Here is a 20688-nt window from a genome sequence, read left to right as displayed (position 1 = left end):
CGAGCCGAAGAGCTTAGCCGGGCGGCGTCATGCTGTGCTGTATTTCCACCAAATCCGTTGGGGCAAACGGGGTGTGAGCTTTCCCACGCAACTGGGAATTGCCCTGCGGCGTCGCCTTCCGGCAGAGTCTTGCTTCCGTCAGGCCCCGCATGCGGCACTCGGGCACCACGCGGTTCGGTGCTCTCCACAACTCAACACAAGGCGCCGCATGCCGCCCGCGTAACACGCGGCAGTCCCCCGGGACTGCCCACCGGGCCCGTGCCTCCCGTGACCCAGCAAAGCGGAGGCCAGTGCGAGGGGCACGATTCGCGCCCGCGGGGTCACCGTGCGGGCGATGCTGGAAGGACACCGTGTGAGCCCGATCTCGGTCCGGGGATTCGCAGTGGCATCGGCCACCGCGGTCACCACTGTCGGCGCCGTCGTGGGAGTTGCCTCGGGCGACCCGCAGCACGCGAGCGACAACGTCGAGACGACCGCTTCGGACGCAACGCTGCTGTCGGACATCCCCACGGGGGAGCAGGCGCAGGTGCAGACCGCGTCGCTCGCGCAGCAGGCCAGTGCCCAGGCCGCGGCGGCCGACCAGGCCGCTCAGAAGTCCGCCGAAGAGGCGGCACGCGTCCAGGCCGCCCACGACGCCAAGGCGAAGAAGCAGGCCGCCGACGACAAGGCCGCGGCAGCCAAGAAGGCCGCGGCAGCCAAGAAGGCCGCCGAAGAGGCGAAGAAGCAGCAGGAGTCCATCACCTCCGCCACCTTCACCGTGCGCAGTTCCTACTCGGCCTCCCAGGCGCAGGCTCTCGCACGGCAGATCGTGCCGTCGGGCCAGTTCCAGTGCTTCAGCAACATCGTCACGCACGAGTCGGGCTGGAACTACACCGCCACCAACCCGAGCTCCGGCGCGTACGGCCTGGTGCAGGCGCTGCCCGGCTCCAAGATGGCGTCCGTAGGCGCCGACTGGCGCACCAACCCGGCCACCCAGATCAAGTGGGGCCTCAACTACATGAACAACCGCTACGGCAGCCCGTGTGGCGCCTGGTCCTTCTGGCAGGTCCACCACGCGTACTGAGCAGCACTGAGCAGTCAGGGAAATCCGCCGCACGCGGACCGCTTCCCCGCTCAACTCCGCGAAGCCTCCCGCCGTCCTTCGGCGGGAGGCTTCGTTACGTGTACGGTCTGTCCGAAGCGGTTCCCCGGTGGAGCGTGTGGGGAGACGGCCGGGGGAGAGAAGGAAAAACATGTCGAGAGCGCCCTCGTGGCTGGGCAGGATGGGCTCGGAACTGACGCGGCTCGGCCGCCGTCTGGACGAGCGCAGGGCCGAGGCGGAGGCGCGGCGCGACGCGCGTCACGAGGCGCGCCACGAGTCCGAGACCGTCGTCGTGCCCCCTGAGCCGTCCAGGATCCCGCCGCCGCCCACCTACGCGCCGTCGGTCGCGGCGAAGCCCGATCCGGTGGCCGCCATCCCGTGGGGCATCAGGGTCGCCGTCGAGGCCGCGTGGCGGCTGCTGGTGCTCGCGGCGACGGTCTGGGTGCTGATGCGCATCGTCAGCGCCGTGCGCCTGGTCGTGCTGGCGTTCGTGGCGGCGCTGCTGATCTCCGCGCTGCTGCAGCCCACGGTCGCCCGGCTGAAGCGGCACGGCGTGCCCCGCGGGGTCGCCACGGCGATGGCCACGCTGGGCGGCTTCGTCGTGCTCGGGCTGATCGGATGGTTCGTCGTCTGGCAGGTCTCGGAGAACGTCGACACGCTGTCCGCACGGCTCACCGACGGCGTCAACGAGCTCAAGCACTGGCTGCTGAACAGTCCGTTCCATGTGACGGAGAAGCAGATCAACGACATCGCCGGGAACCTGTCCAAGGCGATCGGCACCAACACGGACGCACTCACGTCCGCGGGCCTCCAAGGCGTCACCGTCATCGTCGAGTTCCTGACCGGCGTATTCCTCGCGTTCTTCTCGACGATCTTCCTGCTCTACGACGGGCCGCGGATCTGGCAGTGGGCGCTCAAGCTCGTGCCGCACCAGGCGAGGGAGGGCGTCGCGGGCGCGGGCCCGCGCGCCTGGCACACGCTGACGGCGTACGTGCGCGGCACGGTGATCGTCGCCATGATCGACGCGATCTTCATCGGCCTCGGCGTCTACTTCCTGCACGTGCCGCTCGCCGTGCCCCTCGCGGTGATCATCTTCCTCGGCGCGTTCGTGCCGCTCGTCGGCGCGGTCGTGTCCGGGGCGCTCGCGGTCGTCGTCGCCATCGTGACGCAGGGCGTGTTCACCGCGCTGATCGTGCTGCTCGTGGTGCTCGCCGTGCAGCAGATCGAGGGCCACATCCTCCAGCCGTTCATCCTGGGGCGCGCGGTCCGCGTCCACCCGCTCGCCGTGGTGCTCTCCGTCGCGGCGGGCAGCCTCATCGCCGGCATCGGCGGCGCCGTGGTGGCCGTGCCGCTCGTCGCCGTCACCAACACCGTGGTCGGCTACCTGCGCGCCTACGCGCACGAGCAGGCGCTGCGAGCGTCGCCGCCCCCGCACGGGGCGACCGCGGTCGGCATCGCCCCGACATCGGCCCCGACATCGGCTCCCACAGCGGCTGGTGAGGGCACGCCCGGGCCGGCGGGCCCCTCGACCCCGCCGAGCCCGCCGCGGCCGCCAGGATCGCCTGGGCCGCCGCACGGCGGAGCCGGGGAGGGCGGTCCCGAGGCCCACGGCGGCGGAGGCGGCGAGGGATCCGCGTGATCTCGGAACCCGAGCTCGAGGGCGAGGACGGGCCCTACGGGCCTCACGGTGCGGTCGGCCGGTCCGGCCGGTCGAGCCGGTCCGGCCGCACCGTACCCGCGCTCCCGGGACAGCGCTCGGGTGACGGCCCGTTCGGCGGCGACGCGTACGGGGGTGAACCGTACGGCGGCGACGCGTACGGCCACGGCCCGTACGGCGACGGCCCGGACGGTGACCCCGCGCGGGAGCCCGTCGTCGTCGCCGACGGCGCGCCACGGCCCGTACCGCGCCGCGCGGCCCTCACATGGGCCCTGTGGGGCGCCCTCGCCGCGTCCGTGCTCTGGGGCGCGGGCCTGTACGCGTACCGCGCCGCGGGCCCCGACCTCGGCGGCTACGGCGTCGAGCGCAACCTGTGCCTGGACGCCCCGCTGTCCGCGCTGTCGAAGGAACTCGGCAGGACCGGGACGCCGGAGGCCACCTCCGACGAGACGGCGGCGGTCGACAGCGCCGCATGCCGCACCGATCTCGGACCGGCCCCGCGCGACGGCCCGTTCCACGGCCCCACCACCAACGCGGGCCCGCACAGCGCCGCACGCGGGCTCGTCGACCTCACCTACGTCCTGCACCGGAAGACCGACCCGGCACCCGAGTTCGACGCCCTGCCCGCGCCGAAGTCGCCGGGCTCCGAACTGCACGCGCTGCGCGTGCCAGGGCTCGGCGAGCGCGCCTACCTGATCACGGACACCGTCGGCGACCTGCCCCCGACGCTGCGGGTCCTCGACGGGCAGGCCGAGTTCACCCTGTCCGTGACCGTCTACTCGTCGTACGACGGCCACCGGGCCGCCGCCGTCGACCTGCGGCCCCAGTACGTGTCCGCGCATACCGTCACCACCGTGCTGGAGCCCGCCATGGCGGACGACCTGCGCCAGGTGATGAAGACCGTCAAGTCGGGAACGTAACCTCCAGGAGAGGCGCACGGGCCCGGGCCCCCGCATCCCGTACGTCCGGCCGGGCGCGGCACGGCCCGCCTCTTGCGCCGACCGGGCGCGGGTGCGGCGCCTTGCGCGGCCCACCGGACGGGGGCACCGCAGGGCGCGGCATCCTGCGCGTCCCACAGGCACGGCACCGGCCGAACCGGGCGCGTTACCCGGGTGCGGGGCCCCCGCACGTCACACCCCCCGCACGTCACGCCCCGCACGTCACTCCGTGTGCAGGCCGTCGGGCCGCATCAGGCGCCACAGCGGCGGCATGCACGCGAGCGTCACCAGCAGGATGACGGCCGCGCCCATCGACGCGTACGGCCAGAACACCCACCAGCTGCCGACCGGTTCGGCCAGCAGGTCGAGCGTCACCTTGCCGAGCGCGACGCCGCCCACCACCGCGAGCACCGTGCCGACCACCACGGGCACCGCCGTCTGCCACAGCACCGACCAGGCCAGCGTGGAGCGGCGCGTGCCGAAGGCGACCAGCACCGCCAGCAGGCGCCTGCGCTCACGCAACTGCTCGATCGCCGAGACGAGGAGGCCGGCCGCGATGAGCGCCATCGTCGCCGTGCCGCCGATCTTGAGGCCCGTCTGGACGCTCGCGTACTGCCTGTCGCGTGCCTCGTCGACCCACGTATCGACGCGGGCCGCCGGATCGGCCAGGGCCGCGGCCGTCCGCACGCGCTCCACGGTGCCGGGTGAGCGGCCGCCGTCCGTCCAGACGCGGGCCCATGTGACGGCGCCGCCGATCGTCGACGCGTCGAGCGCGGCGGGGGTCGCGAGTACGCCCGCGTGGCTCTCGCCCTGCCAGCCGGGCAGCGCGCGGACCGTACGGGCGGAGTACGGCACGGTGAACCGAGCCGCCGAGGCGCCGTGGCCGCCGTCGCCGCTGTCGAGGGCGACGACCTCGCCCGGCCGGTCGTCGACCGCCGTCGCGGCGCTCGTACGGGAGACGAACGTGTCGCCGTCGTGGCAGGACGGGATGCGCGCGAAGGCGCGCAGGCTCGCGCAGTCCCCGACCGTGACGGTCGTGATGGCGCCGCCCCCCTGTCCCGGGCGGGCGCTCGTCCCGGCGAGCGGCGTCGCGTACGCCTCGACCGTCGCCGCGACGCCGCTCACGCCCCGGGTGGAGCCGAGGGACGTCGCGAGGCGGCGGGCCAGGCCCATGTCCCCGGCGCTGACCTGCACCGTGACGTCCGCCTCTCGCGGGGCGCCGTGGCGGTGCGCCGACGAGGTCGGCACGGCGCCCGTCGAGTCGTCGGGGTGCGCGAAGTCGTCCTGGATGCCGCCGAACACCATCTGCAGCAGGATCGCGCCCGCCACGGCGACCGTGATGCCGCCGACCGCGCGTGACGCGGAGCCGCCGCTCAACTGAAGTCTTCTGGTCGCCAGTTGCCACGGCACCGGGCCGCCGCGCAGCCGGACCACGGCCTTCTCCACCAGCCACGGCAGCAGGCCGACCAGGCCGATCAGCGTCAGCGCGGCGCCCACGATGATCGGCACGGTGTGCAGCGCCGCGTTCTTCCCCGCGAACCGGTGCGTGAGGACGAGCGTCGCGATCCCCGCCGCGGGCGCCGCGAGCCGCCACCACAGGCGCCGGGCCCGCGGCTCCGCCTCCCGGACGACGCCCAGCGGCTCGATCGACACGGAGCGCAGCGCGAACAGCGCCGCGCCCACCGAGGTGGCCAGGACGGCCACCACGACCAGCGCCGCGAGCAGCGGGACCGGCGTCACGTCCGCGGGGAACGCCGACATGCCCCACAGCCGGATGGAGCCCGCGAAGTGCCGCGCCACCGCGAAGATCGCGCCGCCCGCGGCAAGACCCGCGCCCGCGCCGAACAGCGCCTCGCCCGCCGCCATCCGCCGGGTGGCGCGCGCGTCGGCGCCGACGAGCCGCAGCACGGCGAGCCTGCGGTCCCTGCGCTCGCCGCCGAAGCGTACGGCCGTCGCGATGAAGACGATCACCGGCACCAGCAGCACCACGCAGATCAGCGCGATGACGGCGATGAGCATCGGGTCGAGCGGGTCGCGGGCGTCGTCGCTGCCGTACGCGCTCGCGCGGTGCGCGCCCCGATCGGTGGACAGGTCCGAGTCGCCCGCGTAGTAGACCAGTTCGCCCGGGTCGAGCAGCCCGGCGCCCGCCACGGTGCCGGCGTCGTGGAACGGCAGCCGCCGGCGCAGCAGCGTGCCGCCCGGGGCGTTCATCAGGTCGCGCAGCGCGGGGGAGACCACCATGTCGCCGGGGCGCGGGACCGCGGCCACCCCCGGCGGCGGGGTCGCGTGCGCGCCGTCCGCGCGCAGCAGCGTCCCGGAGACGGGGCGTCCGTGGAACTCGGTGCTCGCGTCGATGTACAGGAACGACGTGTCCGAGCGCGCGACGCCGCCCGAGTGCGTCGCGGCGACACCGCGCGCGTCGGTGCGCGCCATACGGCCGTCGATGATGGACGGCACGGACGAGGCGGCCAGCAGCAGCGCGACCCCGAGGCCGACACCGAGCGCGGTGAGTCCCGTGCGGAGCCGGCCCTCGCGGCCCCCGGAAACCGCGAATCGCATGCCGAGCGCGAGGTCGTGCAGCGCTCTCACCGGATCGTCGCCATGTCGCGCGCCGCGCCGTCCCGCACGACGACCTCGCGGTCGGAGTAGGCGGCCACGCGCGTCTCGTGGGTGACGAGGACCACGGCGGCGTCCGTGAATCGGGCGGCGTCCGTGAGCAGTTCCATCACGCGCTCGCCGTTGAGCGAGTCCAGGGCGCCGGTCGGCTCGTCCGCGAAGACGACGCGCGGCGAGGTGACGAGAGCGCGCGCCACCGCGACGCGCTGGCCCTGGCCGCCGGAGATCTCGCCGGGCCGCTTGCGGGCGACGCCGGCGACCTCCAGACGCTCCAGCCACTCGCCCGCGGCCGCCTCGGCCTCCTTGCGGCGTGCGCCGCCGAGGCGCAGCGGCAGTGCCACGTTCTCCAGGCACGTCAGCTCCGGCACGAGCCGGCCGAACTGGAACACGAACCCGAAGTCGGTGCGGCGCAGTTCGCTGCGGCGCGCGTCGGGCAGGCCGGTCAGCTCCGTGCCCCGGTAGGTGACGGAGCCGGAGTCCGGCACGACGATGCCGGCGAGGCAGTGCAGGAGCGTGGACTTACCGGATCCGGAAGGCCCCATGACGGCGACGATCTCGCCGTGGCGGATCGAGAAGTCCGCGCCGCCGAGCGCCGCGGTCGGGCCGTAGGCCTTGTGCAGGCCGACGGCGGTCAGCAGCGGTTCCTCGCCGGTCATTTCCTGACCTCCTCGGCGAGCCGGCCGAGCCGGGCGGCGGTCAGTTCGAGCCAGCGGATGTCGGCGTCCAGGTGGAACAGCGCGTGGTCGCAGATGAGCTGGTCCGCGAGGTCGCCCCGGCGCTTGCGCTCCGTGAGGTCGCGCATCCAGCGCAGGTGCTCCGCGCGCTGGGTGTCCAGCAGCACGGCGGCGTCGCGGCCGGTCAGCAGCGCGATGACCACCTTGGTGTACAGGGTCGACTGGAGGTACGGCTCCGGCTTCTCCGGCTTCTCGAGCCACTCGCGCACATCGGTCACCCCGGCGTCCGTGACGGCGTACCGCTTGCGCTCGGGCCCGTCGCCCGACTCGACGCTGTCGACCTCGACGAGCCCGTTCTTCAGCAGTCTGGACATGGTCGAGTAGACCTGCCCGTAGTGCAGCGGCCGGTCGTGGCCGAACCGGTCGTCGAAGGCGCGCTTGAGGTCGTAGCCGTGCCGCGGGCCGGTCTCCAGGAGACCGAGGAGGGTGTGACCGATGGACATGCCGACGACTATACACGCGGTGTATAGCCCGTCCGGCCGCTCGGTCGATCCCCCGGCGGATATAGCATTCGGGCATCACATCGCACCGTCCGGCAACCCTGGGGGCCCCTCGCGAGTCGGTTCCCTATGAAGCGGGTGGTTCTTCTCACGCCCGCGAAGTCGGACCTGCCCACGTTCGCCACAGGACACGGTGTTAGCTTTCTGAGCTGATTTGCAGTTTGTTCATGAGCCGATTCCGGCGACGGGGGCCTCGACACGGGTGACCGGTACCGAGACCTGAGAGCGGAGCGACATATCGATGGGCCGAGCTGAAGAACGACGCGCGCGCCAGCAGGCGACGCGCCGGGCCGGTCACCGCCAGGGTCGGGGCAGTCGCCGCCGGGGCGGCCAGAGCCAGAAGAGTTTCATACGCAGACTCTTCACCTGGAAGAAGGTCGTCGGCACGCTGCTCGGCCTGATCGTGGTGGTGATCGGCGGCTTCGTCGTCATCTACAACATGGTCCAGGTGCCCGCGGCCAACGCCGCGGCGAAGCAGCAGAGCAACGTCTACAAATACGGCGACGGCAAGGTCCTAGCGAGGACCGGCGAGGTCAACCGCGAGATCGTCGGCATCGACCAGGTGCCCAAGGGCGTCCAGCACACGTTCGTCGCGCTGGAGAACAAGACCTTCTACCAGGACTCCGGCGTCGACTTCAGGGGCACCGCGCGCGCCCTGTTCAACACGGTCACCGGCAAGGGCAAGCAGGGTGGTTCGACCATCACCCAGCAGTACGTGAAGAACTACTACCTGAGCCAGAACCAGACGATCAGCCGCAAGCTCAAGGAACTGGTCATCTCGCTCAAGGTGGACAGCAAGGAGTCGAAGAACGACATCCTCGCCGGGTACATCAACACCAGCTACTTCGGCCGCGGCGCCTACGGCATCCAGGCCGCCGCGCAGGCCTACTACGGCGTGGACGCCTCGCAGCTCACGGTCGACCAGGGCGCCTACCTGGCCGCGCTGCTACAGGCCCCGAGCCAGTACGACTGGGCGGTCGCGAGCCCCACGGGCAAGAAGCTGGTGACGGCGCGCTGGAACAAGGTGCTGACGAACATGGTCGCCATGCACTGGCTCTCCGCGCAGGACCGTGCGTCCATGAAGTTCCCCGTCCCGCAGAAGCCCAAGCCGCCGAAGGGCGAGGCCGGGCAGACCGGTTACCTCGTCGACGCGGCGAACAAGGAGCTCGAGAGCCACCTCGAGGACCAGGGCGCGTCCCCGGCCGACGCGCAGGCGCGCGTCGCGGCCGGCGGCTGGACGATCACGCTCAACATCGACCCGGGCAAGGAGAAGAAGCTGGAGGACGCGGTCAAGACCACGCTGACCTCCAAGCTCGACAAGAAGAAGCGCCCGCGTGACGCCGACGCCCAGGCAGGCGCCGTCTCGGTCGACCCGAAGACGGGCAGGATCGTCGCCATGTACGGCGGCGTGGACTACCTGAAGCACGCGACGAGCAACGCCACGCGCCAGGACTTCCAGCCCGGTTCGACGTTCAAGCCCGTCATCTTCGCCACCGCCCTGAAGAACGGCTCGCAGACGCAGGACGGCAAGCCGATCACCGCGAGCACCATGTACGACGGCACCAGCGGACGGCCGGTCGTGGGCAGCAGCATCGCCTTCGCGCCGACGAACGAGGACCACGTCAACTACGGGAAGATCACCGTCCAGAAGGCCATGGACGACTCGGTCAACTCGGTCTTCGCCCAGATGGGCGTCGACGTGGGCATGTCCGACGTGCTCAAGATGGGCAGCACCCTGGGCATGAACATGAAGAACCAGAAGCCGTACCCGTCGCAGACACTCGGCACGATGGGCGCGAGCCCGCTCCAGATGGCCGGCGTGTACGCGACGTTCGACAACCACGGCAAGCTGGTCACGCCCGCCATCCTCAAGTCCGCCGAGCACGGCGGGGAGAAGGTCAAGCTGCCGGACCCGATCGGCGACCAGGTGCTGAAGCGCTCGACCGCCGACGCGGTCACCTCCGTGCTGACCGGTGTGGTCAAGAGCGGTACCGCCACGATGGTCCGCAACGACAAGTACCAGGTCGCGGGCAAGACCGGTACGTCGGAGAACGACGTGTCGGCGTGGTTCAGCGGCTTCACGCCCAACCTGGTGACCTCGGTCGGCCTGTTCGGTGAGGCGGCCAAGGCGGAGACGATCGACGGCAAGAAGGTGCACCAGTTCGCCCACGTGCCGCTGACCGGCACCGGTGGGCTCACCGATCAGGGCGGCCGCGTCAACGGTGGTGGCTACCCGGCCGAGATCTGGAACGCGTACGTGTCCCACGCCGAGACGGCCACGGGCAAGGCAGGCAAGTTCGACCTCAAGACCGACCAGGGCGCGGGCGTCAAGCCGACCACCTCGCCGTCGAACTCCCAGTCGCCGAGCAGCACGCCGAGCGAGACCACGTCGCCGACGCACTCCGCGAGCCCGCCCGCGCCGCCGACGTCGAGCGCGCCGGCCTCGCCTCCGGCCTCGTCGACCGACGGCGGGACCCCGTCGGACACCGCCGAACCGCCGGGCGGCTCACCGTCGTCGCCGACGACGTCGTCCTCCCCGCCCGTCACTCCGCCGGGCAACGGCAACGGCGGGAACGGGAAGGGCAACGGAAACGGCAACGGTGGCGGAGGCCTGCTCGGCTAGCGGCCCAGCAGGCCGAGGTCCGCAGGACCGGCACACGAGGGCCCCGGCCCGGCGCGAGTACTCGCGCCGGGCCGGGGCCCTCGTCATGCTCGGTTCCGGTCAGTTCCCCGTCGGGATCTCGAACCAGACGACCTTGCCCGTCGACAGGCGCGTCGCGCCCCATCGCCGTGCCAGCCGGTTGACGAGGAAGAGCCCGCGGCCGCCCTCGTCCGTGTCGCGGGCGCGCCGCTGCCTCGGCAGCTGCGGCGAGTCGTCGCCGACCTCGCACCGCAGCACGTCCGTGCGCAGCAGCCGCAGCGTCACGGGCCGCTCCGCGTACCGCACGGCGTTCGTCACGACCTCGCTGATCAGCAGCTCGACCGAGTCGCTCAGGTCGTCCAGGCCCCAGCGCGACAGCGCCTTGCGGGCCAGCCGCCGCGCCCTGCCCGGCGCCGCGTGCTCAGGCTCCAGGAACCAGTACGCGACGTCGCTCGGCGCGATCCCGTCGAAGCGGGCGGCCAGCAGGGCGATGTCGTCGTCCCTGTCGCCCGGGCCCAGCACGTCCAGCACGTCGTCGCAGAGCGCTTCGAGCGGCGGCGCGTGGTCGGGGCCCGTCAGCCGCGACGTCGCCTCCAGGCGCTCGCGCAGCTGCTCGATGCCCGTCCACACGTCACGCAGCCGGGACTCCACGAGGCCGTCCGTGTACAGCAGCAGAGTCGCCCCCGAGGGCGCGTCGAGCTCGACCGCCTCGAAGTCGACCCCGCCCACGCCGATCGGCGCGCCCGGCGGCACCTTCAGCACCTCGGCGCGCCCGCCCATGTGCAGCAGTATCGGCGGCGGGTGGCCCGCGTTGGCGATCGTGATCCGGTGCGCCACCGGGTCGTACACCACGTACATGCAGGTCGCCATGCGGTCCGTGCCGAGCCGCTGCGCCTGCTCGTCCAGGTGGTGCAGGACCTCCTGGGGCGGCAGGTCGAGCCCGGCGAGCGTCTGCGCGGTCGTGCGGAACTGGCCCATGACCGCGGCCGACGTCATCGAGTGGCCCATCACGTCGCCCACGACGAGGGCGACCCGGCTGCCGGGCAGCGGGATCGCGTCGTACCAGTCGCCGCCGACCCGCGCGGTCTCCGCCGCGGGCAGGTAGCGCGAGGCCAGCCGCACGCCCGTCGGCTGCGGCAGGTTCTCCGGAAGCATCGTGCGCTGCAACTCGTCCGCGATGTACGCCTCGCGGCCGTACAGCATCGCCTTGTCGATGCCGAGCGCCGTGTGCGTGGCGAGCTGCCCCGCCACCAGCAGGTCGTTCGGCTCGAACACCGCGCGCTCCGGCCTGCGCAGGAACACCGCGGCGCCGATCACGCGCCGCCTGCCGCGCAGCGGCGCGAGGATCACCCGGTGCCCCGAGGGCAGCAGCCGGTTCTCGCCCAGCAACTCGGGCAGCGCCTCACGCGCCGTGGGCGCGTCACCGAACAGCGGACGCACGCCGCGCAGCACCTCGCCGAGCGAGCCGCCCATCCTGACCTCGCACAGCTCGGCCGCGGGCAGCACGTCGCTTCCGGGGTCGAGCAGCAGCGAGCTGGTGGACGGCACGCCGGAGAGTTCGGCGAGGTCGGAGAGCTGCGGCGGGATGCCGTTCAGCGTCTCGACGTCCTCGCCCGACAGGCGAAGCCGGTCCGTGCGGCGCAGCCGCAGCACGAACGGTGACACCGGCCGCTCGTCGCCGACGGGCAGCGGGTCGCGCAGGTAGACGAGTATCGCGTCGGAGAACGTGGGCACCGTCGCCCGGCACAGGCCGAGCACGATCTCGTCCAGATCCATGCCGCGCGCGATGCGCCGCGTCGCAGCGCCCACGAAACGGAGCATGTCGCCCTCGCGCCTGGCCCCGACCCCGGGGTCGAGCCCGGGGCGTGGCGGCGCCGCGGTCGGCGCCTGGCCGGCCTCGCCGGGGGCGTCCAGGCGCGGCCTGGTGCCCTGGGCCCTGGGGGCCAGGGACTGCCGGCCTTCCTTGGAAGTGGGGTGCTCCGTCACGCGTGGATTTCCGTCCGTCCGGGCCGATGGGTGCGCGAAGCCGGCGCCTCATGGGCGGCCGCCCCGGCTGGGACGGGCGCCTGGTGGGCGGCCGCCCCGGCAGGGAGTGGACGGTCGCTGGTCCGCATGGTCCGCCTCCCCCTCGTCGTGGTACTCGGCTTTCTCACGTCCGCTGCGTATGACTTGCGATCAGGTCGCGAGCGAGGAGCGCCTCTTGGGGCCCCGTGGTCGGGACGGCGATCCTACGTTTCGACCCTGTGACTCCACCAAGGGTCTCACGCCGACGGTACGGGCGGAGCCGACGTGATCCGGTCCCAGTCGCCGGGTAGTTCGGGCACGGGCCAGGCCGGATCAGGCCGCCAGTCCTCCCAGCCGTCCGAGAACGGCGACGCCCACGCGGCGATCGAGGCAAGGGCTTTCCGCCCGGCCGCCTCGACCGTCCCTGCCTGGTCCGCATCCATCAGTCCGTCCTGCCGTGCCTGCGCGAACTCGTCCTCGTCCCGCCACCGCCAGGTGCGGTCGGGGAAGACGTCGATGTCGAGGAAGTGGTCCTCCGAGTCGACGGTGCCCGGCCCGCGGGAGTAAGGGCTCTCCAGATTGACGTACCAGCTCTTGAAGCGCCAGCCGTCGGCCCACCACAGCCACACCGACCACGGCTCGCCCGGCCGCATCAGCGACAGGATGCCGTTGCCCGCCCACGGGACCCGCTTGACGGTGCGCGGCGCTGTGTAGCGGCTCACGAGCGGCTCCTCGTACGGCAGCCGGCCGTCGAGCATGACGGGGCGCACGCAGGGCGTACCGGGGGAGAGCCAGAGCGCGAGGACGTCGGCGTCGTCGTGCGCCACGGTCACGGGGCGGCAGATGTGGATGCGCTCGCCCGCGTTCTCCCGGTAGCGCCACAGGATCTGCGTGCCGGGAGCCCAGTACTGCCCTTCGCTCGCTCTGGTGTCCGTCATGCGGGGATCCTACGGGTGCGTCATGCGCAGCACGTCGAGCGCCTCGTCGAGCTGTTCGACGGTCACCTCGCCGCGTTCGACGTACCCGGACTCCAGTACGACCTCCCTGATCGTCTTCTCCTCGGCCAGCGACTTCTTGGCGACCTTCGCCGCCTCCTCGTAGCCGATGTACTTGTTCAGCGGCGTGACCACGGACGCCGACGACTCGGCGTAGGCGCGCGCCCGCTCCTCGTCGGCCTCGATGCCGTCGATCGTGCGGTCGGCGAGCAGGCGGACCACGCTGGCCAGCAGCCGCACCGACTCCAGCAGGTTCTTCGCGATGACCGGCAGCATCACGTTCAGCTCGAAGTTGCCCGCAGCGCCGGCCGTGGCGACCGTCGCGTCGTTGCCGATGACCTGCGCCGCCACCTGAAGGACGGCCTCCGGGATCACGGGGTTGACCTTGCCCGGCATGATCGACGAGCCCGGCTGGAGGTCGGGCAGCCGGATCTCCGCGAGGCCCGTGCGCGGCCCCGAGGCCATCCAGCGCAGGTCGTTGGCGATCTTCGTGAGCGACACGGCGAGCGTCCGCAGCTGCCCGGACGTCTCCACCAGGCCGTCACGCGCGCCCTGCGCCTCGAAGTGGTCGCGCGCCTCGGTGAGCGGCAGCCCCGTCACGCGCGCGACCTCGGCGATCACCGCGGCCGCGAACCCGGGCGGCGTGTTGATCCCCGTGCCGACCGCCGTGCCGCCCAGCGGCAGCTCCGCCAGGCGCGGCAGCGACGCCGCCAGCCGCTCGACCGCGTAGCGCACCTGCGCCGCGTACCCGCCGAACTCCTGGCCGAGGGTGACCGGCGTCGCGTCCATCAGGTGGGTGCGGCCCGCCTTCACGACGCCGGCGAACTCCGAGCTCTTGCGCTCGAGTGAGGCGGCCAGGTGGTCGAGCGCCGGCATGAGGTCGCGCGTGACGGCCGCGGCGGCCGCCACGTGCAGGGAGGACGGGAAGACGTCGTTGGAGCTCTGGCTCGCGTTGACGTGATCGTTGGGATGGACGGGACGGCCGAGGCGCTCGCCGGCGAGCGTGGCGATCACCTCGTTGGCGTTCATGTTCGACGAGGTGCCCGAACCCGTCTGGAAGACGTCGATCGGGAAGTGGTCGTCCCACTGCCCTTCGGCGACCTCATCGGCGGCGGACGCGATCGCCTGCGCGATGTCCGCGTCGACGACCCCGAGCTCGGCGTTCACCTTCGCGGCGGCGGCCTTGATGCGGGCCAGCGCCTGGATGTGGGCGCGCTCGATGCGCTGCCCCGAGACGGGGAAGTTCTCCACGGCGCGCTGCGTCTGGGCCCGCCACTTGGCGTGCGCGGGCACCCGCACCTCGCCCATGGAGTCGTGCTCGGTCCGGTAGGCGGGCGCGGAGCTCGCGGGGCCGGCCGCACTGCTCGCCGTGCCGCTCGTCGGTTCGGTCGTCATCTCTCGTCGTACCTCCTGCACCACGTCAGCGCCCCCGCAGCCAAACGTGTTCCCCGCGCGACGCGTCTCACATCCGGCCGGGGCCGGGGGCCCGGGGGCCGCGTGGTGCGGCCCCCGGACGCGCGCTTGGCCGCGGCCCACGGGCGCGGGCTCGGCCGCGGCCCCCTGACGCGGTCAGGCCCAGGCTCAGGCCAGGCCGGGGCCGCGGACCGGGATCGACGTGAACGTCGGCGCGGGAGCCGGCTCGGTGAAGAAGTCGTTGCCCTTGTCGTCGACGACGATGAACGCCGGGAAGTCCTCCACCTCGATCCTCCAGACCGCCTCCATGCCGAGCTCCTCGTACTCGACGACCTCGACCTTCTTGATGCATTCCTGCGCGAGACGGGCCGCGGGGCCGCCGATCGAGCCCAGGTAGAAGCCGCCGTGCGCGCCGCACGCGTCCGTCACCTGCTTCGACCTGTTCCCCTTGGCCAGCATCACCCTGGAGCCGCCCGCAGCCTGGAACTGCTCGACGTAGCTGTCCATGCGCCCGGCCGTCGTCGGGCCGAACGAGCCGGACGCGTACCCGGTCGGCGTCTTCGCCGGGCCCGCGTAGTAGACCGGGTGGTCCTTGAGGTACTGCGGCATCTCCTCGCCCGCGTCGAGGCGCTCCTTGATCTTGGCGTGCGCGATGTCGCGCGCCACGACGAGCGGGCCCGTCAGCGACAGGCGCGTCTTGACCGGGTACTTGGTCAGCTCCGCGAGGATGTCGTCCATCGGCCGGTTCAGGTCGACCCTGACGACGTCCTCGTCCGACAGGTGCTCGTCCGTGGTCTCCGGCAGGAAGCGCGCGGGGTCGGTCTCCAGCTGCTCCAGGAAGACACCCTCGGCCGTGATCTTGGCGAGTGCCTGGCGGTCGGCGGAGCAGGACACGGCGATCGCCACCGGCAGGGACGCGCCGTGGCGGGGCAGCCGCACGACGCGCACGTCGTGGCAGAAGTACTTGCCGCCGAACTGCGCGCCGATGCCGATCTTCTGCGTCAGCTCGAAGACGCGCTGCTCGAGCTCCTTGTCCCGGAAGCCGTGCCCGACCGGCGAACCCTCCGCGGGCAGCTCGTCCAGGTAGTGCGCGGAGGCGTACTTGGCGGTCTTCAGCGCGAACTCCGCCGATGTGCCGCCCACGACGATCGCCAGGTGGTACGGCGGGCAGGCGGCCGTGCCGAGCGAGCGGATCTTCTCCTCGAGGAAGCGCATCATGGCGGCCTCGTTGAGGATCGCCTTCGTCTCCTGGAAGAGGAACGACTTGTTGGCGCTGCCGCCGCCCTTCGCCATGAAGAGGAACTTGTACGCGCCGCCGTCCGTCGCGTACAGCTCGATCTGCGCCGGCAGGTTCGACCCGGTGTTCTTCTCCTCCCACATGGTGAGCGGAGCCATCTGCGAATAGCGCAGGTTGAGCTTCGTGTAGGCGTCGAAGATGCCGCGGGAGAGGGCCTCCTCGTCGCCGCCGCGCGTGAGCACGTTCTGCCCGCGCTTGCCCATCACGATGGCCGTGCCGGTGTCCTGGCACATCGGCAGCACGCCCGCCGCCGCGATGTTCGCGTTCTTCAGGAGGTCGAGCGCGACGAACTTGTCGTTGGACGACGCCTCGGGGTCGTCGACGATCCGGCGCAGCTGCGCGAGGTGCGTGGGGCGCAGGTAGTGCGAGATGTCGTGCATGGCCTCGGCCGCGAGCGCGCGCAGCGCCTCCGGCTCCACCTTGAGGAACGTACGTCCGTCGGCCTCGACGGTGGAGACGCCCTCGGCGGTCACCAGCCGGTACGGCGTGGTGTCCTCGCCCGTGGGCAGCAGATCGGAGTACGCGAACTCAGGCATGTTGGGGCCATTCCTCACTCGACGGGCCGGCGGCTGCCCTCGTCATCGGCAGCGTCCTGGCAGCCCTCCCAGCGTAGGACGAGCCCCTGACAGCGCTTGTGTGAGGTGCCGCTCATCTCGCGCGGGGCGCGCTCGTACGGGCGCGGGCATTGCGGGGGCATCGGCGCGGGCAGGAACCGCCAGCCCGCGGCACGCCGGAACGCGATAGCCCCTAGTCGCGATCTATCGCGTTTCGCTAGTCTGGCTCCGTGGACCTCGAAAAGCACCCCCAGAATCCCGTGGCGCCGACGGAGCCCGCGGGCATCCGGGCCTCCGACGCCGACCGCGACAGGATCGCCGACATCCTCAAGGAGGCCCTGGCCGAGGGGCGTCTCGACGCGGAGGAGCACGGCGAGCGCGTCGAGGCGGCCTACCGCGCGAAGACCGTGGGCGAGCTGGAGCCGCTCGTGCGCGACCTGCCCGCGGCGGGCGGTGCGCCGCGTCCGGCGCCCGCCCCGGAAGGCCAGGGGTACGGGTACGGCCCCGAGGACGCGGCGCCGGCGGAGAACCTCGTCGCCGTGTTCAGCTCGACGACGCGCAAGGGCCGCTGGCGCATCGGCCCGCGCACGAACGCGTTCACGCTGTTCGGCAATGTCGAGATCGACCTCACAGAGGCGCTGTTCGGGCAGCGGCGCACGGTCATCAACGCGACCTCGATTTTCGGCAATGTCGAGGTGCGCGTGCCGGAGAACATCTCGCTGCGCGGCAACGGCACGGGCATTTTCGGCAATTTCGAGGTGAAGACGCTCGAAGCGGCCGATCCGGACGCGCCGGTGGTCGTCGTCAACGGGCTGTCGGTTTTCGGGAACGTGGAGGCGAAGCCCAAGCGGGGCAAGCTGATCGCCGACCTCCACGACCGCCTGCGCAAGCATTTGGAGCGCTGACGCCGCAATCGGGGTTCGCGGCGTGCGCGATCCGGCTCGCGGGGCCGGCTCACGGGTCCGGCCCGCGCCATTCGGCATTGCCGGGATTCGGGCGATTGCCTTGCCCGTACTTCGGCCGAATCGGGTTCCACGTCCGGTATTTCGTACTGCGTTCCGGGCGCCGGAACCGAGTGCCACGCAGTGCTTAGGCGCGCGTACAGCGGGTAGGGACCCCAGCATCGTCTCTCGCTCGCGAAGCCGTCGTCAGGAGTAGACCGTGCTGCATCTGCCGCAGAAGCCACTGCAGGTCGCCGCCGCTTTGTCCCAGCACAACCCCACGCGGGAGGATCAGGCAGGGCCGTGGCACGCGGAGGCTGTGTGCCGTCGGGACGAGGCAGGGCTCTTCTTCGCCCCCTCCAAGGAACCGACCGCCGCGCGGCTTTCGCGGGAGGACGCGGCGAAGCGCGTCTGCGCCCGGTGCCCCGTCATGGTCGACTGCCGGGAGCACGCCCTGGTCCAGCCCGAGCCGTACGGCGTCTGGGGCGGCCTCACCGCCGCCGAGCGCCGTGTGGTGCTCGCGCGCCGCAGGCGCAGGGACGCGGAACTGCGGGCGGCCGCCACGACGTCGGGGCGCATAGCCGCGGCCGGCTGAGCCGGCCGCCCTTCGCGGGCACGTGAGGTGCCCCCGCCGCACAACGGGGGCACCTCACGCGTGTTTCCGCGGTGGCTGCTTCGGCTGCCCGGCCGCTCGTCCGCTCGGCCGCTCGTCTGGCCGGCTACGTGGGCTGCCTCGCTACTTGGCCCGGTCGAAGTCGACGGCGCTGTACGCGCGCAGCTTCGACAGCCGGTGCGTGGAGTCGATCTGCCGGATCGTGCCGGACTTCGACCGCATCACCAGCGACTGCGTCGTGGCCGTCTCCGAGCGGTAGCGCACGCCGCGCAGCAGTTCGCCGTCGGTGATGCCGGTCGCGACGAAGAACACGTTCTCGCCGCTCACGAGGTCGTCCGTGGTCAGTACGCGGTCGAGGTCGTGGCCCGCGTCGATGGCCCGCTGCCGCTCCGCGTCGTCCTTGGGCCACAACTTGCCCTGGATGACGCCGCCGAGGCACTTCATGGCGCAGGCCGTGATGATGCCCTCCGGCGTGCCGCCGATGCCCATGAGCAGGTCGACGCCTGTGCCGTCCCGCACGGCCATGATCGCGCCGGCCACGTCGCCGTCGGAGATGAACTTGATGCGGGCGCCCGTCTCCCTGATCTCCTTGACGATGGCGTCGTGGCGCGGACGGTCGAGGACCACGACGGTGACGTCCTGGGGCGAGGAGTGCTTGGCCTTCGCCACGCGGCGGATGTTGACCGAGACGGGCGCGTTGATGTCGACGAAGTCGGCGGCCTCGGGGCCCGTCACCAGCTTGTCCATGTAGAAGACCGCCGACGGGTCGAACATCGTGCCGCGGTCGGCGGCCGCCAGCACGGCGATCGCGTTGGGCATCCCCTTGGCGTTGAGGGTCGTGCCGTCGATCGGGTCCACGGCGATGTCGACCTCGGGCCCGCTGCCGTCGCCGATGTGCTCGCCGTTGAACAGCATGGGCGCCTCGTCCTTCTCGCCCTCACCGATCACGACGACGCCGTTCATCGAAACGGTGGACACGAGGGTGCGCATGGCGTTGACGGCGGCGCCGTCCGCGCCGTTCTTGTCGCCGCGGCCCACCCAGCGCCCGGCGGCCATCGCGGCGGCCTCCGTGACGCGGACGAGCTCCAGGGCCAGGTTGCGGTCGGGCGCCTCGGGCGCCACCTCCAGCGGCGGCGGCAGGTGATGATCGGTCATCGGTGCGCGCACCTTTCTGCTGCTCGGCAGTGCTCTTTCGGCACTGCGGTGCCGGTCGGTGAGTCGGGGTGACGGCCCTGCCCGCCCCCCGGTAGGGAGAGCGGATGATCCGACTCTATCGGGAAGTCGCCAGATTGAGCAGTGGGCCCCACGGATGAGCGCGTGGGCGAGGTGCGACCATATGGGACGTGGCAGGCGAAGAGCAGCAGGGCACGACGGCGCGGCAGCCGAAGGCAGCGGAGCGGACCCCGTACGAGCACGCGGCCCCGGAGCAGGCTGCCCAGGAGCGGTCCGCCGAGGCGCTCCCCCCGGGGCAGCGGACCGCGCCCGTGGAAGATGTTCCCGTCGGCGACGGCGGCGACGCGGGGAGCGGCGCCACCGGAGGCGGAGACGGCGGCGATGGTGGCATCCCCGGGAACGCGGGCGGCGCGACCGCGAAACCGCGCCGACGAGGCAACAGGTCGGTCTCGGGCATGATCCTCTCCCTGCTGGTCATCGGCGCGGCCGTCGCGGTGATCTACACCTTCTTCATCCCGCACAACGACAAGGCGACGCCCGTCAAGCGCGTCGACTACCGCGTCGAACTGATCACGGCCCGCCGCGCCGCGCCCTACCCCGTCGCCGCGCCGGTGGGCCTGTCGAAGGCGTGGAAGCCGACGTCGGTCACGTACCAGCAGGACAAGGGCGCCGCCTGGCACATCGGCTTCCTCGACCCCCAGGGCCAGTACGTGGCCATCGAGCAGTCGACGGCGCCCGCCAAGGAGTACGTGACGAGCGTGAGCCAGAACGCCACGAACACGGGCAAGACGCAGCGCGTCGGCGGCGAGGAGTGGCAGCGCTGGAAGGGCGACCACTACGACGCCCTGGTCCGTAAGACGGGCAAGGCCACCACGGTCGTGACGGGCACGGCCCCGTACGCGGACCTGGCGAAGATGGCGGCGGCGCTGCACTTCGAGCAGACGCAGAACTGAACCGGGCTTCCGGCTGCGCGGAGCCTGACTGTCGGTGCCCGCCTCTAAGGTGGGATCCATGGCCAAGACGGATACGGGCACCGAGCCGGAGCCGACGAGCGCGCTCGGCTACGAGCAGGCGCGCGACGAACTGATCGAGGTCGTGCGCCGCCTCGAGGCGGGCGGCACGAGCCTGGAGGCGTCCCTGGCGCTCTGGGAGCGCGGCGAGGAGCTGGCAAAGGTCTGCCGCCACTGGCTGGACGGCGCGAGGGAGCGCCTGAACGCGTCCCTGGCGACGGAGGAGCCCGAGGAGGACTGACGGTGCGCCGCACCTCGGGGACCGCACCGCAGTTGCCGTCTCCGGCCCGCTTCCGCACGAGCCCCCGCAGTCGTTGTCCGCCCGCCCGGCTGGGCGGCACCGCCGGCCCGATGCCGCCACCCGCAGCAGGGCGGGCTGCCGGAGAACCGTGAGCGATCGATCGTCTGATCGTCCCGCGCACGCGCGGCTGCGCCGACAGGCGGGCGCGTGACGAACCGGGGCAGCCGCCCCGAATTCCATCGACACCGGCCCGGGGCCGCCCGCGCGCAGGCACGCCGAC

General features: G+C 72.2%; 16 protein-coding genes. 8 read left to right on the top strand and 8 right to left on the bottom strand.

Annotation, left to right across the window (positions count from 1 at the left end):
* Window positions 1-352: 352 nt before the first annotated feature.
* The 3 genes from JFN87_RS12045 (at window position 353) to JFN87_RS12035 (ending at window position 3658) form a co-directional block, all read left to right on the top strand.
* Complete coding sequence (locus tag JFN87_RS12045; RefSeq protein ID WP_372449222.1) at window positions 353-1063, top strand: aggregation-promoting factor C-terminal-like domain-containing protein; 711 nt, start codon at window positions 353-355, stop codon at window positions 1061-1063.
* A gap of 169 nt (window positions 1064-1232) precedes the next feature.
* On the top strand, window positions 1233-2720 hold the full coding sequence (locus JFN87_RS12040; RefSeq protein WP_209339990.1) for an AI-2E family transporter: 1488 nt from the start codon (window positions 1233-1235) through the stop codon (window positions 2718-2720).
* Window positions 2717-3658: a hypothetical protein gene (locus JFN87_RS12035; RefSeq protein ID WP_209339989.1), complete on the top strand. Its 942-nt coding sequence runs from the start codon at window positions 2717-2719 to the stop codon at window positions 3656-3658. The genes JFN87_RS12040 and JFN87_RS12035 overlap by 4 nt, the downstream gene beginning before the upstream one ends.
* A gap of 240 nt (window positions 3659-3898) precedes the next feature.
* Here the strand turns inward: JFN87_RS12035 and JFN87_RS12030 are convergent, their stop codons facing one another.
* The 3 genes from JFN87_RS12030 to JFN87_RS12020 are packed head-to-tail and all read right to left on the bottom strand — an operon-like array spanning window position 3899 to window position 7469.
* Window positions 3899-6265 (bottom strand): ABC transporter permease, encoded by a 2367-nt coding sequence (locus JFN87_RS12030; protein WP_209339988.1) that lies wholly within the window; start codon window positions 6263-6265, stop codon window positions 3899-3901.
* Window positions 6262-6948, bottom strand: coding sequence for an ABC transporter ATP-binding protein (locus tag JFN87_RS12025; RefSeq protein WP_209339987.1), 687 nt, complete (start codon window positions 6946-6948; stop codon window positions 6262-6264). Before JFN87_RS12025 ends, JFN87_RS12030 begins: the two co-directional genes overlap by 4 nt.
* Window positions 6945-7469, bottom strand: a complete 525-nt coding sequence (locus JFN87_RS12020; RefSeq protein ID WP_209339986.1) for a PadR family transcriptional regulator — start codon at window positions 7467-7469, stop codon at window positions 6945-6947. Before JFN87_RS12020 ends, JFN87_RS12025 begins: the two co-directional genes overlap by 4 nt.
* A gap of 298 nt (window positions 7470-7767) precedes the next feature.
* Between JFN87_RS12020 and JFN87_RS12015 the strand changes: the two genes are divergently transcribed.
* Window positions 7768-10149 (top strand): transglycosylase domain-containing protein, encoded by a 2382-nt coding sequence (locus JFN87_RS12015; protein ID WP_209339985.1) that lies wholly within the window; start codon window positions 7768-7770, stop codon window positions 10147-10149.
* Between the two features lie 99 nt (window positions 10150-10248).
* On the opposite strand, the gene JFN87_RS12010 is transcribed toward JFN87_RS12015, so the two are convergent.
* The 4 genes from JFN87_RS12010 to JFN87_RS11995 form a co-directional block, all read right to left on the bottom strand.
* Window positions 10249-12153: an ATP-binding SpoIIE family protein phosphatase gene (locus JFN87_RS12010; protein WP_209339984.1), complete on the bottom strand. Its 1905-nt coding sequence runs from the start codon at window positions 12151-12153 to the stop codon at window positions 10249-10251.
* A 275-nt stretch (window positions 12154-12428) separates the two neighbouring features.
* Window positions 12429-13109: a cytidylyl-2-hydroxypropylphosphonate hydrolase gene (gene fomD / locus JFN87_RS12005; protein ID WP_209339983.1), complete on the bottom strand. Its 681-nt coding sequence runs from the start codon at window positions 13107-13109 to the stop codon at window positions 12429-12431.
* Between the two features lie 9 nt (window positions 13110-13118).
* A complete protein-coding gene (locus JFN87_RS12000) occupies window positions 13119-14561 on the bottom strand; it encodes a class II fumarate hydratase (RefSeq protein ID WP_209339982.1) in 1443 nt (480 codons plus the stop codon).
* 186 nt (window positions 14562-14747) lie between these two features.
* Window positions 14748-16412 carry a fumarate hydratase gene (locus JFN87_RS11995; protein ID WP_209339981.1) on the bottom strand — a complete coding sequence of 555 codons (1665 nt, stop codon included), beginning with the start codon at window positions 16410-16412 and terminating at the stop codon, window positions 14748-14750.
* A gap of 248 nt (window positions 16413-16660) precedes the next feature.
* Between JFN87_RS11995 and JFN87_RS11990 the strand changes: the two genes are divergently transcribed.
* Complete coding sequence (locus JFN87_RS11990; RefSeq protein ID WP_209339980.1) at window positions 16661-17335, top strand: DUF1707 SHOCT-like domain-containing protein; 675 nt, start codon at window positions 16661-16663, stop codon at window positions 17333-17335.
* 256 nt (window positions 17336-17591) lie between these two features.
* Complete coding sequence (locus JFN87_RS11985; protein WP_209339979.1) at window positions 17592-17966, top strand: WhiB family transcriptional regulator; 375 nt, start codon at window positions 17592-17594, stop codon at window positions 17964-17966.
* Between the two features lie 141 nt (window positions 17967-18107).
* Here JFN87_RS11985 and glpX read toward each other — a convergent pair whose 3' ends face one another.
* Window positions 18108-19139 carry a class II fructose-bisphosphatase gene (gene glpX / locus JFN87_RS11980; protein ID WP_209339978.1) on the bottom strand — a complete coding sequence of 344 codons (1032 nt, stop codon included), beginning with the start codon at window positions 19137-19139 and terminating at the stop codon, window positions 18108-18110.
* Between the two features lie 407 nt (window positions 19140-19546).
* Between glpX and JFN87_RS11975 the strand changes: the two genes are divergently transcribed.
* Complete coding sequence (locus JFN87_RS11975; RefSeq protein WP_443732203.1) at window positions 19547-20110, top strand: DUF4245 domain-containing protein; 564 nt, start codon at window positions 19547-19549, stop codon at window positions 20108-20110.
* A 58-nt stretch (window positions 20111-20168) separates the two neighbouring features.
* Window positions 20169-20408 carry an exodeoxyribonuclease VII small subunit gene (locus JFN87_RS11970; protein ID WP_209339977.1) on the top strand — a complete coding sequence of 80 codons (240 nt, stop codon included), beginning with the start codon at window positions 20169-20171 and terminating at the stop codon, window positions 20406-20408.
* The last annotated feature ends 280 nt before the right edge of the window (window positions 20409-20688 follow it).

The organism is Streptomyces montanisoli (genome assembly GCF_017813245.1).
Taxonomy (GTDB): Bacteria; Actinomycetota; Actinomycetes; order Streptomycetales; family Streptomycetaceae; genus Streptomyces; species Streptomyces montanisoli.
Note: the sequence above shows the minus strand (reverse complement) of the source record. Positions and strands in the feature narration are given on the sequence as shown.